The 14,178-nt window shown below is 68.2% G+C and carries 14 protein-coding genes; 3 read left to right on the top strand and 11 right to left on the bottom strand.

What is annotated here, in order from left to right; all coding sequences use genetic code 11:
* Window positions 1-9: 9 nt before the first annotated feature.
* Together G6032_RS05710 and G6032_RS05705 are read right to left on the bottom strand one after the other, a co-directional pair.
* The gene (locus G6032_RS05710; protein ID WP_165281162.1) at window positions 10-1,083 is read right to left on the bottom strand and encodes an efflux RND transporter periplasmic adaptor subunit; all 1,074 of its coding nucleotides are present in this window, start codon (window positions 1,081-1,083) and stop codon (window positions 10-12) included.
* Between the two features lie 142 nt (window positions 1,084-1,225).
* Window positions 1,226-1,927: a transcriptional repressor gene (locus G6032_RS05705; RefSeq protein ID WP_165281161.1), complete on the bottom strand. Its 702-nt coding sequence runs from the start codon at window positions 1,925-1,927 to the stop codon at window positions 1,226-1,228.
* Between the two features lie 123 nt (window positions 1,928-2,050).
* Here G6032_RS05705 and G6032_RS05700 point away from each other — a divergent pair, with 123 nt between their 5' ends.
* Entirely contained in the window at window positions 2,051-2,335 is a 285-nt protein-coding gene (locus tag G6032_RS05700; protein ID WP_165281160.1) for a hypothetical protein, read from the top strand.
* A gap of 56 nt (window positions 2,336-2,391) precedes the next feature.
* Here G6032_RS05700 and G6032_RS05695 read toward each other — a convergent pair whose 3' ends face one another.
* Window positions 2,392-2,745 (bottom strand): nucleotide pyrophosphohydrolase, encoded by a 354-nt coding sequence (locus G6032_RS05695; protein WP_165281159.1) that lies wholly within the window; start codon window positions 2,743-2,745, stop codon window positions 2,392-2,394.
* Window positions 2,746-2,852: 107 nt separating this feature from the next.
* On the opposite strand from G6032_RS05695, the gene G6032_RS05690 reads away from it, so the two are divergent.
* The gene (locus tag G6032_RS05690) at window positions 2,853-5,147 is read left to right on the top strand and encodes a M28 family peptidase (RefSeq protein ID WP_165281158.1); all 2,295 of its coding nucleotides are present in this window, start codon (window positions 2,853-2,855) and stop codon (window positions 5,145-5,147) included.
* A 46-nt stretch (window positions 5,148-5,193) separates the two neighbouring features.
* Here G6032_RS05690 and G6032_RS05685 read toward each other — a convergent pair whose 3' ends face one another.
* Entirely contained in the window at window positions 5,194-6,207 is a 1,014-nt protein-coding gene (locus G6032_RS05685) for an alpha-L-glutamate ligase (protein WP_165281157.1), read from the bottom strand.
* A 135-nt stretch (window positions 6,208-6,342) separates the two neighbouring features.
* On the opposite strand from G6032_RS05685, the gene G6032_RS05680 reads away from it, so the two are divergent.
* Window positions 6,343-7,050, top strand: coding sequence for an SGNH/GDSL hydrolase family protein (locus tag G6032_RS05680; RefSeq protein ID WP_206211828.1), 708 nt, complete (start codon window positions 6,343-6,345; stop codon window positions 7,048-7,050).
* Between the two features lie 3 nt (window positions 7,051-7,053).
* Here G6032_RS05680 and G6032_RS05675 read toward each other — a convergent pair whose 3' ends face one another.
* The 7 genes from G6032_RS05675 to G6032_RS05645 form a co-directional block, all read right to left on the bottom strand.
* Window positions 7,054-7,356: a transcriptional regulator gene (locus G6032_RS05675; protein ID WP_165281156.1), complete on the bottom strand. Its 303-nt coding sequence runs from the start codon at window positions 7,354-7,356 to the stop codon at window positions 7,054-7,056.
* Between the two features lies 1 nt (window position 7,357).
* Window positions 7,358-8,302, bottom strand: a complete 945-nt coding sequence (locus G6032_RS05670) for a sodium-dependent bicarbonate transport family permease (protein ID WP_165281155.1) — start codon at window positions 8,300-8,302, stop codon at window positions 7,358-7,360.
* 19 nt (window positions 8,303-8,321) lie between these two features.
* Window positions 8,322-8,945 carry a hypothetical protein gene (locus tag G6032_RS05665; RefSeq protein WP_165281154.1) on the bottom strand — a complete coding sequence of 208 codons (624 nt, stop codon included), beginning with the start codon at window positions 8,943-8,945 and terminating at the stop codon, window positions 8,322-8,324.
* Window positions 8,946-9,069: 124 nt separating this feature from the next.
* Complete coding sequence (locus G6032_RS05660) at window positions 9,070-11,235, bottom strand: PhoX family phosphatase (protein ID WP_165281153.1); 2,166 nt, start codon at window positions 11,233-11,235, stop codon at window positions 9,070-9,072.
* Between the two features lie 110 nt (window positions 11,236-11,345).
* Window positions 11,346-12,251, bottom strand: a complete 906-nt coding sequence (locus tag G6032_RS05655) for a PhzF family phenazine biosynthesis protein (RefSeq protein WP_165281152.1) — start codon at window positions 12,249-12,251, stop codon at window positions 11,346-11,348.
* Window positions 12,248-12,523: a hypothetical protein gene (locus tag G6032_RS05650; RefSeq protein WP_165281151.1), complete on the bottom strand. Its 276-nt coding sequence runs from the start codon at window positions 12,521-12,523 to the stop codon at window positions 12,248-12,250. The genes G6032_RS05655 and G6032_RS05650 overlap by 4 nt, the downstream gene beginning before the upstream one ends.
* Window positions 12,520-14,037, bottom strand: a complete 1,518-nt coding sequence (locus G6032_RS05645) for a GMC oxidoreductase (protein ID WP_165281150.1) — start codon at window positions 14,035-14,037, stop codon at window positions 12,520-12,522. The genes G6032_RS05650 and G6032_RS05645 overlap by 4 nt, the downstream gene beginning before the upstream one ends.
* Window positions 14,038-14,178: the final 141 nt, after the last annotated feature.

Raw genomic sequence — 14,178 nt, 5'->3', positions numbered from 1 at the left:
CCGCGGGGCTCATGGCTCGACGAGACGCACGGTCTCGCCCTCCTTGAGCGCCTCGTTACCCCGTATCACCACGCGCAGTCCCGGGTCGAACGCTCCGGCCAGTTCCACGCGCTCACCGAGCGTGCGCAGCAGTTGGACTTCCTGTTCCCGCGCGACGAGCGGCTCGGCGCGCGTGTCCACCACCCAGACGGTGGCGGTGCCGTCGGGATAACGCAGGATCGCATCGCGCGGGACCGTGGTGACGCGGCCGGCGCCAGGCAGCTGCAATTCCACGCGGGCGGACATCCCCGGCGTGATACGGCCGGAATCGTCATCGACCCGCAGTCGCAACAGGAACGTGCGGGCCGCCGGATCCTTGACCGGCACCCGCGCATGAATGCGCGCGTCGAGCGCCGTGTCCGGTGCAGGATCGGCGAAGGCCCGCAGCCGCGTATCCGCGTCGATGCGGGTCCAGTAGGCCTGGGGCACGCGTACATCCAGCCAGAGCTCGTCGGGCGCCACGAGTTCCGCCACGGCGGTGCCGGTGGCGACCCATTCTCCGACTTCGACCATTCTCGTGGTGATCACCCCGTCGAAAGGGGCTGCCACGACGTGTTGCGCCAGCTGCTCGCGGGCGATCTCCAGTTCGCTTTGCACGCGGCTCACGGCGGCTTCGGCCTGCAGCACCGCGGCTTCACGGGCCTGGACCTCGGTGTCCGGCACGAAGCGACTTTCGACCAGGCGCCGTCCCTCGTCGCGCAGCCGGCGAGCTTCCAGCAAGGCTCGCCGGGCCTCTTCCACCACAGCCTCGGCACGTCGGACTTCCAGCTTTGCGAGGTCCTGGTCCAGGCGCAGCAGTTCATCGCCTATGGCGACGCGATCGCCGGCGTCGATGCGGATCGCGGCGACGAGTCCGGCGACCTGGGGAGACAGTACCGCCGTGCGGCGGGCGATGAGATTGCCGCTGAGCGCCAGTACCTGGCTGCCCTGGCCGATTTCGGGATCGACGGCGGTCACCGGCGTTTCGGCTGCGACCGGGGAGGCCAACGCCATGGCGACAAGGACGCCAGGCAACAGGCGTGAAGCGGGCAAGTTGATGGGCATGAAGGATCTGCGGCAGTTTCGACCTGCTCGATGCTCCACGAATCGACGGGTCGCTGCAACATGGCCAGGGGGCGGAGTACTGCCCAAGCCTGATTGGACAAAAAAGCTATCCAGAAACCGGCCCCGCCGGCCGGCGCATTTATCAGGCGCCGGCGGGGAGGAGGTCCGGGGGTGTTGCCTGCCGGACGCGGAAGACCAGCTGCACCGCGTCGAGTCGCACGTCTCTCGGCAGTTCCGGCAAGCCGGTGATCCATGTCTGTTCCGGTCGCAAGTCCGTGAGTTCGCCCGTGTCCACGTTGTAGACGTGCGCGTGGGGTGACGTGTCCGTGTCATAGAAAACGGTGCCATCCCCCACATCGATGACTTGCAGCAAGTCCCAGTCCACGAATTCCTGCAAGGTCTTGCGGATTCGGTTTCGCGAGAGTTTCTTCCCCGCCTCGCGCAACGCATGTTCCACGTCATCGACCGTGACGTGTTGCGCATGAGTCAAAAGCGTGGCTGCAATCATAGTGCGCGCCGGAGTGGGCGCCAGGCCGTGGTCCGCCAGTTTCTTCTCCCAGCTCATCGGGCAGTTGTCCTGGCATGCGGATTCGCAGGTGGTGTCGCCGCCCTGCTCGGAGGCGTTCTCCGCGAGTGCTGCTTCGTCCTCGATCGCGTGGGCGAAGAGAAACAGGCGCCAGGCCTGTTGCTTGGGGCAGGGCTGCTCGCCCTCATGGAGACCGAGGCTGCGACACAGGCGGCAGGCGATATCCCCGGACCAGCCGCGACAGAGACCGGACTCGTGCCGCAGCTGGACCTCGGGTCGTGGTCCTGATGCCTGGACTTTCAGGTGCCACTGGTTCATCGGATTGCTCCCTGTACACTCAGTGGGGAACACTATAAATGAGAATCATTCGCAATAAAACCCCCACCTGCAGCTGCTTCCTATACTTCGAGGTACCTGAAGGCCGCCGGCGAGGACTGCGCCATGAGAATCCTGATATTGACTGTCGCGCTGCTGGCCGTGACCGGGTGCGACCGGGAAGTCGAGCGCGAGGTCTACAGCTGCGAGGGTGCGTGGCAGGAAATCATCCTGCTGGATGACGGCCGTGCGACCATCATGACCGCCGCGGGGGTTCGCGAGGGCACCTTCATACACCGCGCGGACGTCATCAGCTTCACGATGCCCGGCCGGGCGCCGGTGGACCTGTTGATCGAAGGGGACGAACTGGTCGGGGAGGTCGTGCGCTGCGAGCGCGTGCTGGCCGAGTGACGATTGGCCCCGCAATGCTCCGCTCCGCCCCGATCGCGGGAGGAGCGTCTCGCGCGCTAAAGCTCGTTGTACTTGCGGGCGTGACCCCGTGACTTCTCGACGGGATACTTTTCGGCGTTGAGATCGATCTTGCGGTGGGCGGTGCTCACCAGGTCGATGTCCAGCCGCGCCGCGAGCCGCACCAGGTAGAGCTGGATGTCGGCCAGTTCCAGGGCCACGGCCGTCCGTCGCTCGTCGGTGAGCCGGGTGCTCTGTTCTTCCGTGAGCCACTGGAACTGCTCGAGCAGTTCGCCTGCCTCGGCCGCCAGCGCCATGGCGAGGTTCTTCGGCGAGTGGAAAGGATCCCAGTCGCGCGCTGCCGCGAATTCCGCGAGGCGTGACTCGAGATCCTCGAAACGCAGGTTTTTCATCGATGCTGCCGCCGGCCGCAAGTGACAGGCGCCAGTATGGCAGCAGGTGCAGCGGCCGAGAAGGCGCTAGAATCGCGCCAGGCAGGAAACCGGATGAATGGATTGCCATGGGTGACGTGATTCGCGGCGTGCTGGTGTTGCTGGTCCTGACGGGCGGGGTCGTGTTCTCCCTTGCGTGGCCGCCCGCCGTGCCACCGCCGGTGGTGCCGGCAAGCGCTCCCGAAACGGAGTTTTCCGCGTCCCGCGCAAGGCTGCACCTGGAAGCGTTCGCGGTGGTGCCGCGGCCGGTGGGATCGGCAGCGCACCGCGCCACCCGGGATTATCTCGTCCAGGCGTTGCAGGAGATCGGACTCGAACCCCGGCTGCAGGAGACGACGGCGTTACGTCGCAGCGGCAACGCGCTCCGCGCGGCGCGGGTCACCAACGTCATGGCGCTCATCCCGGGCCGGGCTTCGTCCGGCGCTGTCGTGTTGCTGGCGCACTATGACTCCGTGCCGGTCGCGCCGGGGGTCGGTGATGCAGGAAACGGGCTTGCGGCGATCCTCGAGACGGCCCGCGCCCTGCAGGCGAGCCCGGCCATGCGCAACGATGTCATCGTGCTGTTCACCGACGCGGAGGAGGTCGGCCTGCTCGGCGCCGACGCCTACGTGAGCCAGCATCCGTGGGCGGCCGAAACGGGGATCGTGCTGAATGCGGAGGGTCGGGGGCATGCCGGCGAGGTCCACATGTTTCGCACGACGCCAAACAACGGCGGCATGATCCGGGTGCTCGGCGAGGCCGCTCCATGGCCCGTGGCCACCTCGCTCGCCGGCGAACTCTTCAGGCTGATGCCGAACGACACCGACCTCAGCGTGTTCCAGGCGGCGGGCCACGCGGGGATGGATTTCGCCAATGTTCTGGCGCTCACGCACTACCACACGCCGCTGGACAACCTCGCCAATGCCGACCCGCGCACCCTGCAGCACCACGGTAGTTATCTTTTGTCGCTGGCGCGGGGTTTCGGCGACACGGACTTCGGCCAGCTCGCCGCGCCCGACCGGGTCTATTTCAGTGCCCCGGTGATCGGCCTGCTGCATTACCCGCTTTCCTGGGCGCTGGCGCTGGCGGCGCTGGCCGCGCTGCTGGCGCTCGCAGCCATCGGCGGCGCTGCGCGGCTCGGCCTGGTGCAGTGGCGGGGCATGGGACTCGGGGTGTTGCACCTGGCGGCCGTGCTGCTCCTGTTGCCTTTGCTGGCCATGACCGCCTGGGGCGTGCTGTCGAGATGGATTCCGGAACTGGCGTGGGTGCCGCACGGCTCGCCCTACGACAGCGGGCGATACCTGCTCGGCATGCTGCTGCTGGCGGGTGCGCTTTACCTGCTTTCCCTGCGTTGGCTGCGCCGTCGCCTCTGGCCTGCAGAAGTGCTCGCGGCAAACCTCGTGGTCTGGGCGGCGCTGGCGCTGGTCACGGCCTGGCACTTGCCCGGCGCCAGCGATGTATTCCTCTGGCCGCTGCTGTTCGCGCTCGCCGGGCTCGCCTTCTGGCGCCCCGACCTGCCGCGCGGCCAGGGCGTGCGCGCCCTGGCCGTCGCGATCCTCGCGTTGCCGGTCGTACTGATCGTGCCGCCGCTGGCGCGGGGCGTGGAACTGACGCTGACGCTGGACATGATCGCCGCGCCGGTGGTGCTCACGGTCCTCTCGCTGGGGCTGCTCGCGCTGCCCCTGGCCGTCATCGGCCGCGGCCTGGGGGCCGTGCTGCCGGCATTGCTGGCGGCGGGGGGCGTGCTCGTCCTGGGGCTCTCGATTCATGGCGCCGGATTCGATGCCGAGCGACCTCGCCCGAACAGCATGCATTACGTCGCGCATCCGGAGCGGGACGCGGCGCTCTGGTATTCGCGTGATCCGGCGCTGGACGAGTGGACGAGTCGTATCCTCGGCGCCGATGCCGTGCGGGCCGAGATGCCCGACTGGTTTCCCGAAGCCCTTGGTACCAACCCCGCCTGGCAGCGCTCCGCGCCGCTGGTCGATACAGAGGGGCCCCGGATCGAGGTGCTGTCGGACGAGCCGACTGATGCCGGGCGGCGGTTGCGGTTCAGGCTCGTTGCGCCCGCGGGGAACCATTCGACGGTGCTCGAGTGGCCGGCCGGGCGGGGGATCGCAGGGCTGCGTGTCGATGGCCAGCCCGACCCGTCGGAGTCCGGCGCGGAGGAACCGCGTCGGCTGTTGTTTTTCGCCTTGCCGCCGGGCGGCGTCGAGATCGAACTGGAGGTCGCTGACCCCAAGCCGCTGCGACTCGACATCCGCGCCAACCTGCCTGGCCTGCCCCGGCTGGACGGCGCGGCTCCACCCTCGAGGCCTGCAGATACGATGCCCGCCGGCCAGCTCGGTGACCTGACGCGCCTGCTGGCGACCGTCGAGCTCTGAGTCGGCCTGGCCGCGCGGCATGAGCGGTTCCCCGGACCGGGGGGCTTCAGGCCGCTTGCGAACGCGCCAGCTCGGCGCCGAGGAATTCCGCGACCCGTTCCATGCCGAGCCGTCCTCCGCCGGCGTCCAGCTCGGCCTGGCGGTTGTAGTTGGTGTTCATGTTGATGTCGTAGACGAAGCGCTCGCCCTGCTTGTTCTCGACATATTCGGCCGCTGCGATCTCGGCGTCGTTCTCCCGGAAGAAACGCTCCAGCCGCGCCACGAGACCTGCGTCCGGCGCGTCGGACGACAGCACGAACTTGGGTTTCGCCGCGACACTCGCCGGAGCCGCGTCGCCCTGCGGCGGTGTTTCGCCCGCCGGGCAGAAGCGGTCGCCGATATCGCAGTGGTCGGCGGGACACAGCTCGAATCCGCCGGTGGTATCCACGTCGACCTGGTAATAGAAGCGGCCGCCGATGAATTCCATGCGGCTGATCGAATCGCGGGCCGGCCGGACGTATTCCTGCACGAGTTCGATGCCGTCCAGTGACGCGACGGCGTCGGCGTCCGGCGCGTCCTCGAGTTCCTCGAGCGAGTGGAACAACCGCACGCCCAGGCCCTTGCCGCCGCGGTTGGGCTTGACGATGAACGGCGTGGAGTCGAGCGCGCGGGCGGCCGCGAGGACCTCCGCCCGGCCGTTGGCCGCGAAGGTGCGCGGGGTCGGCACGCCGACGGCCTGCAGGGCGAGGTACTGCTCGAACTTCGAGACCTCCAGCTGCAGTGCGCGCCGGCCGTTCACCACGCGGCGCCCGTGAGCGTGCAGCCAGCCGAGCAGCGGCGCCGTCAGTTCGACGGCGTAGCGGTGCGCGCGGGTGTGGGACGAGGCGCTCATGCGGTTGTAGAACACGCCGTGCGGCGGTATGTCGGCCAGCTCGATGGTGCCCCCGTCCACGAACCACTCGGCGAAGGGAATGTCGCGCTGGCGGAACGCGACGCGCAACGGTTCCACCCACTCGTCGTTCTCGTGAATGACATAGACCGCCGGCTTCGCCAGGCGCTCGAATCGGCTGTGCAGCGGCATCGTGGACTCCTCGGTTAGGCGAGCGGAGTATGACCGCCCGGGGCGAGCCACGTCGATCCGGGTGCAACGGGCTGACTTTTTCTCCGCAGGCAGCCTAGACTTTCGACAGGAATTTTCTTTAGCTGGTGTCGAACTGTGCTGGATTATCGAGTTGTCGCGGCGGCCCTGTTCCCCTGGCTGTTCTACCAGGGCCGCGAAGTGCGGCGCGTCACGCCTCGGCTTCCGGAGGCGCCGGGTCCGCGGGCCGGGACGATTGGCAACGGACCGCCACTCAGGATGCTGATCGCCGGCGACTCGGCCGCGGCGGGCGTCGGCGCCGCGAGCCAGGACGAAGGGTTGTCGGGTTCCCTGCTGAAGGCGCTCAAGGACGAGTTCACCGTTCACTGGCGGATCGATGCGAAAACGGGCTCCAGGACGGCCGACCTGCTGCGTCGCCTGGAATCCGCAGATGCGGCAGGCTACGACGTCGCCGTGCTGTCACTGGGCGTGAACGACGTGACCGGCGGGACGCGCTCGCACGAGTTCGTCGCCCGACAAAAGAGCCTTGTCGAACTGTTGAAATTCCGTTTCGGCGTGCGGCTTGTCGTCTTGACCGGGCTCCCGCCCATGCACCTGTTCCCTGCGCTGCCACAGCCGCTGCGCTGGTGTCTCGGCGAGCGGGCCATGGCGTTCACCGCCCTGCTCGAGACCGTGGCGTCCGGCGATCCGGCGTGCCGTCTCGTCACGCCCCACTTGCCGGAGGACATCGCCTACATGGCCAGCGATGGCTTTCATCCCGGCCCGAAGGCCTACGCCGCGTGGGGCCGCGAGGTTGCCGCGGTGATCCGTGCGCAGTTCGGTTAAGGTTCAGAACTTCTCGGGCCGCAACACGCCGACGTCGCTGAAGTACATGATCATCGCGTAATGCGCGTAGTAGTGCGCCTTGAGATGGCGGCCCATCGCCTCGGCCGTGGCTTCGTCGCACACCACCTCGATGCGGATGTTGCTGCTGCCTTCCCAGCCGGCGCTGCGGATCCCGCGTGTGCCTTCGCCGCGCGCATCGCTGACCGTGTAGCCGTGCGCGCCGAGGCGTTTCAGGTCCTCGAGCAGGCGGCGCTCGATGGCCGCTTCCGTGATGATGGTCACCAGCTTGCGCGGATCTGCGTGCATTTCAGCCTCCGGAACCGTGCAGCAATACCGCGAGTTTCTGGTACAGCGGGATGCCGACGAGAATATTGAAGGGGAAGGTGACGCCCAGGGAGGCGGTCAGCGACAGGGTCGGGTTGGCCTCCGGCACCGCCAGGCGCATGGCCGCCGGCACGGCGATGTACGACGCGCTCGCGGCGAGCGTGGCGAGCAGCATCGTCCCGCCGATCGACAGCCCGATCTGCAAGCCGAGCACGCCGCCCACCACGGCGGCGAACAGCGGAAAGGCGATGCCGAAAGCCAGCAGGAAAATACCGTGGCGGCGCAGGCTCCCCACCTGGCTGGCGGCGACGAGTCCCATCTCCAGCAGGAACAGCGCCAGCACGCCGTGGAACAGGTCGAAGAACAGGCCGCCGACGGGTTCCAGGGCCTCCGGTCCCGCCGCCCAGCCGATCAGCAGCCCGCCCAGCAGCAGTACGATGCTCTTGCCGAGGAAGACCTCGTGACCAAGCTGTTTCCAGTTCGTGTCGGCGGAGACGCCGCGCGCCAGCATGATGCCGATGAGGATCGCCGGCATCTCCAGGAGGACGAGCAGCAGCGGCATGTAAGCTTCAAAACTGATCTCGCGCGATGCCAGCCAGGCCACGGCCACGGCGTAGGTGCCGACGCTGACCGAGCCGTAGTGCGCGGCAATGGAGGCGGCATCCGCCCGCTTGAGGCGCCCGAGCATGCGCAATACCGGGTAGGCGACCACGGGGAGGAGAAAACCCATCAGCACGACGGCCACCATCTGGGGCAACAGGGTGCCGAGCGACTGCTGGGCCAGCTCGACGCCACCCTTGAGGCCGATGGCCAGCAGCAGGATGACGCTGAGGAACTCGTAGATCGCGCCCGGCAGGCGCAGCTCCGAGCGCATCAGTCCCGCGGCGAGACCGAGGATGAAGAACAGGACGATGGGGTCGAGCGACATCAGCGGTGCCCGTGCCTGTTCAGCGGACCAGCCCGTCCCTGCGCAGTCGTGCGGCGATGGCGAGGGCCGCTTCATCGATGATTTCGATGCGGGTATCGCGCGGCGGAATGGATGTGTCGAGACTGTAGGCGAGTGTGCCCGTCTCGACGCGATACACGTCGGTGGCGAGGTTCACCGCGCTCCGGGCGACGAGATAGTCGGCGGGCTCGACCAGCGTGTAGTCGTAGCGGAAAAAGTCGAGCGGCGTGTCATGGCGACGACGCGCCTTGACGCCGCCTTCCTCGCGCGATTCGACGAATTCGGTCTGCTGATTGGAGAGGCGTGTGACGACGACCAGCCCGGCGCCCGTGTCCCGCACCGCCTGTTCGACACTTTCCCGGCGCAGCGGTGTCGCGGAGTCGATGCGACGGCTGCTGGCCCATGCCGTGTTACCACCGGCAGCAAGCTCGCGCACGATGAGGTCTTCGAACATGCGCCGATAGGTGAGGTCGTTGCCGACCCCGACGACCAGGATCCCGTCGACGGGTTCGCTCACGCGATCCCCATGCCAGGTCGCGGCGATGCGCGGGTTCTGGGCGCAACCGGACAGCAGCATGAGCAACAGCCCGAGCGCGGCCGCCAGGAAAAATCGATGGTGTGTCACTTGCGGCGTCCCCGGTCCTTGTTGCGCGGGATTATTCCACCCTCGTCGGCGCGGGAGCAAGGTGCGCCGATCGCGCCTCCACTCTCGTGCCGCGCGAATCGGGATTGAACCGGGCTGAACTCGCTCAGGTCCCGATGACGCCGCCGTCGTCCTTGTTGATTACGAGCATGCAGGAACGTCCCCGCCCGCGCGACCGCGGACCGTCGGGGTACGTCGAGGCGAGGATCGGCTCGGCTTCCGAGCCTTCGCCCGGATGCTGCAGGTTGATGAACAGCGTGCGCTCGTCGGGCGTGGCCGTGATGCCGGTGATCTCCTGGCCGCGACAGCCCTGCAGAAAGCGGCGGATTTCGCCGCTGTCCGGATCGGCGGCGAGCAGCTGGTTGTTGCCGAAACGCGCGTGTTCTTTCGCCTGCTGCGTGTCGCCCATGTCCGTCTGGATCCACAGCAGGCCGCGGGCGTCGATGCGCAGGCCGTCGGGGCTGGCATGCATGTTGTCCGCGTCCAGCGGTTCGCCTGCGAGCGTGCGGCTGTCGTCCGGCGGGCCGCAGAGCACGAAGATCTCCCAGCTGAAGCGGGTGGCGGCATGCCGGCCATCCTGCTCGCGCCAGCGGATGATATGGCCGAATTCACTGGCAACGCGGGGGTTGGCAGCGTCGGGCGGCACGGGCCGCGGCTCTTCAGCCGAGGGGTCGGCGGCGCCGCGGTTGTCGTTGTTCGTCAACGAAAGATAGACCTCGCCGGTCTGCGGATGGATCGCGCACCACTCCGGCCGGTCCATCGGCGTGGCGCCGGCCACGTCGGCGGCGAGGCGGGCGTTCACCAGCACGTCGGCCTGGTCGCTGAACCCCGCGAAATCGTCGTAGTGCCCGCCCGGCCAGACGCTGCGCGGGTCTTTTCTCGCCCGGGCGACGGCTTCCAGGAACACCGGGTCGGCGAGGTCGAGCGCCAGCCAGGCGCCATGGCCGTCGGCGTCGAAGCGGGCCGCGTACAGGGTGCCCGAATCCAGCATGTGCCCACCCGCGGTGGCCGGCGCATAGCGTTCGCGCGTGACGAATTTGAACATGTACTGGTTCATGGCGTCGTCGCCCGAGTAGAACACCAGCGGCTCGCCCTCGCGTGCGGGCGCGGCGGTGCAGCCCTCGTGCGCGAAGCGGCCCAGCGCGGTGCGTTTCACCGGGATCGAATGGGGATCGAAGGGATCGATCTCGACCACCCACCCCTGGCAATTGGGCTCGTTGCGATAATCCTCGCTCGCATCCGCGCCGAGGTCCTCGCCGCAGGCGAAGCGTCGATAGGGATCGGGGTTCGTCTCGCTGGCGGTGGGTTCATCGTAGCGACCGTCCGGCCGGATGGCCGGTCGGTCCCAGCCGTAGCGGTCGCTGTTCTCACCCACCGCATAGCGGCGCAGTTCGCGCCGCGACGATTCCTTCCCCGCGGCAAAGTAACTCGCCCAGTTCTCCTCGCAGGTGAGGTAGGTGTTCCATGGCGTGTGGCCGTTCGCGCAGTTGTTCAAAGTGCCGCGCGTGCGCGTGCCATCCGGGCTGTATTTCGTCCGCAACAGCGTGGAGCCCCGTGCGGGCCCCGCGAACACGACGGGCGTCTCCGGCGTGATGCGGCGGTTCAGGTGGCTTTTCACGATGCGCCAGCCCCTGTTTTCCGCACCCCGCTCGATGGCGACTACCGAGACGCCGTGGGCGGCGATGCCCTTGCGGATCTGCTCTCCCGGGCGCGGGCCCTCGGCAACCCAGGCGCCCCGGGGAAAGAGCTTGTAGGGATCGATGTACTCGTGATTCAGGCACAACACGCCGCGGTGGTTCGGTGCCTCGGAAGCGGGGAAGAAGTGCATCCCGTCGTGATGTGAGCCGATGCGCTTTTCCATGTCCGCGCCCGAGCAATCCTCGAACGCGGCGACTGAATTGGCCCTCGCCTCACCGACCTGGTCGCCGATGATCGGTTCGCCGGCGACCAGGAACGGCGTAGCGGTATAACCGCGCGCGATGCTCACGGCATCGCCGCGATAGATGGGGATCGCCTCGAAGCCCGGTTTCGCGGATGGCGCGCCACGCAGGGCGGCTCCCGGGGTCTCACCCGCGCGGGCGAACGCCCCGAGGACGGGTGCGGCGAACAGCGCGGCCAGCGCGGCCGAAAGCCCGCCTTGCAGGACGTCACGACGCGAATAGCGCCGTGCCACGACCGCGCTGAAAGTGGTGTGGGCGGTGAGATTCGTTTCCGGTTCGTCGTTGCCGGCGTCGGCCGGGCGAAAGCGATCAGGCTGCGTGGGGGTCGTCATCGGGTCAGGCTCGACTCATTGCGGTTTTACTTCCGCATGAGTCTGCCGAACCAAGATGACAATTCCGCGATACGCCGGAAACCGCCCTGGAATCGAACGGGATCGAAGTCTCAGCCGGGCGCCTGCAGCGTCCCTGCCGCGATCGACACGGCCGTGCCGCCGACCCGGACCGTCGTGATGAGCCCGGCGGAGAGTTCGACCTCGATCATCAGCCGGCTGGGCCGGTTCATCTCGAAACCCTGTGAGATGGTCACCGTCAGCACGCCGGCCGTGAGGCCGAGGCGCGGCACGAGCCAGGCCGGAAACGCGGTGGCGGCGGATCCCGTGGCGGAATCCTCGGCGATGCCGATCGCGGGCCCGAACATCCGCGCGCGGTAATGCGTCTGGCCAGGGCCGTCCACCGGGGCAACGAGGTAAACGTTGGGCGCCCAGAGATCCTTGACGATTTCCCGCCAGCGCTGCAGGTCGAGCTCCGCACGCCCCAGGGCATCCATATCGCGCACCGGGACGACGAGATAAGGCACGCCCGCGGAGACCATGCCGGGTCCCCAGTCGCCGGCGAGGATATCGCGGGGATGCAGCGATATCACGGTCGCGAGCGCGTCCGTCGGCGGCGCGGGCGGGCCGACCTCGGGGGGATTGGGCGCGTGCAGCCATGCGGTCTGCAGGTGCTTGCTCTGGCGCAGGCTGACACTCACCGGGCCTACGCCCTGCTCGAAGACGAACTCCGTGTCCGTCCAGCCTTCCTCTGCAAGCGTCAGCGCTGCGCCGATGGTGGGATGGCCAGCGAAAGGCAACTCCTGGGTCGGCGTGAAAATGCGCAAGCGATGGGTGTGGCCGCGGTGGCGCGGCGGGAGGATGAACACCGTCTCCGACAAGGCGAATTCGCGCGCGATCAGCTGCATCTGTGCGCCGCTCAATCCGTCGGCTTCCATCACCAGGGCCAGCGGGTTACCCCCGTAGGGCGTGTCCGTAAACACGTCGAGAATGCGGTAGCGTCGCCGGTTGCGGCTCATTGTCCGAACCCCTTGCCGCCCACGCCATGTCTTTGCCCTCTCGGACGGCGGTGGCGCCGCAACAGCCACAGCGGGACCGCCAGCATCATGACCCCGCCGAGCACCACGAGCCCGATCGCCACCCCGGGGAGACGCAGCGGTTCCGGGATCAGCCTCGGGCCCGTCTGCAGCAGTTCGAGGACTCCGCCCGCCAGCAGCAGCGCGCCGATCGCGTCGAGCAGCAACAGGCGCCGGGGGAGCCGCTGGCGGTGGATTTCGCCGGGTTGGTTCACGTGCGGTCCTCCAGGAAACGGCTCGCCACGAAGCTGGACCAGGCGGCGATGGTCATCGAGGGCGGTCCGCCGGGTGCTGCCGGCAGGGCAGCCGCGTCCACGATGAACAGGCCCGGGTAGCCGTGCACCTCGCCGCGGCCGTCCACGACGCTCTCCGCATCGCTCGGGCCGAGCACCGCACCACCAAGCGGGTGCACGGTGAACGGGCGGCGCCGCATGCGAACCGGCTTGCCGGATTGCGCAGCGATCTCGCGAAACAGCGCCTCCGTGCGTGCATAGACCGGCTGCGCATCGCGCGTGTAGCGGACATGCAGCCGGCCACGCCGCAGCGACACCCGGCCGTCGGCGAGATCCGCGCCCATGGCTACCAGCATCACGCCGCGCCGCAACCGGCGCCGCAACCGGTCCGGCATCGGGAACGCGTCGACGCCGATCAGCCCCACCTCGACCATGAAGGGGTCGTCCTCACGTCCACCGTGACGCAAGGCCACCGGGCCGTGGCAGGGCAGCCCGCGGCTGAAATCGGCTTCCGCGTCGTCCATGCCCCACCACGCCAGGTGATCGCCGTTGGTGCCGAAGCGGCGGCCCAGCGCCGGCAGCCCGTCGAGGCCGCGCGCTTCGTCGCGGCTCACCAGCAACAGGCGCAGGGTGTTCATGGTGCCGGCCGCGAGCATCACGTGGTCGGCGTAGAAAGCCTCGACCTGGCCCGTGTACAGGTTTTTTGCCTGCACGGAATAGCGCGCCAGGTTGGTCTGGCGGCAGCGATGCACGGAAATCGCCTCGTGAAGGTCCAGCACGCGCAGGCCGCGGCGCATCGCCGGAGCGAGGAAGGCGAAGTCGAGCGTGGTCTTGGTGCCGAAGCGCGACCCCAGCAGTCCGCCGTCCTTCCAGTCGGCCTCGCGACGCCGGATGCCTTCACCCCAGTCGATTTCGCGGCTGGTGCCGGGGATCTCGGGATACTGCACGGCGTGGGCCGGCTGTCGTCCACCGTCGCCGCCCTGCAGCCAGTCGTGGCCGCGGTAGCGCGACGCCGTCAGGTTGGGGATCGCGTCTTCCAGGCGTGGGGGTCGGCCGCCCATTTCGGCCATGACGCGCTCGTAATGCGGCTCCAGCACGTCGTTCGACACGTCCGGGTGATGCCCGTCCCAGTAGCCGGACACGCGCGGGCGGTCGTTCAGCGCGGTATAGACGTGGCTCCCGCCGCCGACGCCCGAGGCGCAGAGCACCGAGACGTCGCCCGCGGAGAACGATTCGAACAGCCCGTAACGCGAGAGGGTCAGCCCCCCGCGCGGCAGCAGCCTGCCATTGATGCGCTTGAAGCCGCGGGTCGCGAGCTGCAGGCCGGCGGGGTAGCGGATCCGGTTCGGGATGCCCATGGACTGGACCGGCAGCGTATCGCGCCACGGGCCGCGCTCGAGGATGGCGACGTCCACGCCGGCCTCGGCGAGGCGGGCAGCGGCGATGCTGCCGCCGAAACCGCTGCCGATGATCAGTACTTCATGGACGCGGGCCATGGCGCCTCCTCGGGCCGATATGGCGATTGCGCGATTAATTGAGCAAAAAAATCGAGCGAAGTGAACAATATAAGTAAATATGCGTAGAATTGGGAACCTGTATCTCGTCCCAGGGCGAAACCTGTGCGCAAGACCCCGTGC

The sequence above is a fragment of the Wenzhouxiangella sp. XN24 genome, from assembly GCF_011064545.1.
GTDB lineage: Bacteria > Pseudomonadota > Gammaproteobacteria > Steroidobacterales > XN24 > XN24.
The sequence above is the reverse complement of the archived record's forward strand: the minus strand, read 5'-3'. Positions and strand labels throughout refer to the sequence as shown.

What these genes read in the sequence shown, in the direction of transcription:
- G6032_RS05655 (WP_165281152.1), bottom strand. Translation starts at nt 12,251, where the DNA reads ATGAGCCGCAACCGGCGACGCTACCGCATTCTCGACGTGTTTACGGAC.
- G6032_RS05660 (WP_165281153.1), bottom strand. Translation starts at nt 11,235, where the DNA reads ATGACGACCCCCACGCAGCCTGATCGCTTTCGCCCGGCCGACGCCGGC.
- G6032_RS05705 (WP_165281161.1), bottom strand. Translation starts at nt 1,927, where the DNA reads ATGAACCAGTGGCACCTGAAAGTCCAGGCATCAGGACCACGACCCGAG.
- G6032_RS05690 (WP_165281158.1), top strand. Translation starts at nt 2,853, where the DNA reads ATGGGTGACGTGATTCGCGGCGTGCTGGTGTTGCTGGTCCTGACGGGC.
- G6032_RS05670 (WP_165281155.1), bottom strand. Translation starts at nt 8,302, where the DNA reads ATGTCGCTCGACCCCATCGTCCTGTTCTTCATCCTCGGTCTCGCCGCG.
- G6032_RS05695 (WP_165281159.1), bottom strand. Translation starts at nt 2,745, where the DNA reads ATGAAAAACCTGCGTTTCGAGGATCTCGAGTCACGCCTCGCGGAATTC.
- G6032_RS05710 (WP_165281162.1), bottom strand. Translation starts at nt 1,083, where the DNA reads ATGCCCATCAACTTGCCCGCTTCACGCCTGTTGCCTGGCGTCCTTGTC.
- G6032_RS05685 (WP_165281157.1), bottom strand. Translation starts at nt 6,207, where the DNA reads ATGCCGCTGCACAGCCGATTCGAGCGCCTGGCGAAGCCGGCGGTCTAT.
- G6032_RS05700 (WP_165281160.1), top strand. Translation starts at nt 2,051, where the DNA reads ATGAGAATCCTGATATTGACTGTCGCGCTGCTGGCCGTGACCGGGTGC.
- G6032_RS05645 (WP_165281150.1), bottom strand. Translation starts at nt 14,037, where the DNA reads ATGGCCCGCGTCCATGAAGTACTGATCATCGGCAGCGGTTTCGGCGGC.
- G6032_RS05675 (WP_165281156.1), bottom strand. Translation starts at nt 7,356, where the DNA reads ATGCACGCAGATCCGCGCAAGCTGGTGACCATCATCACGGAAGCGGCC.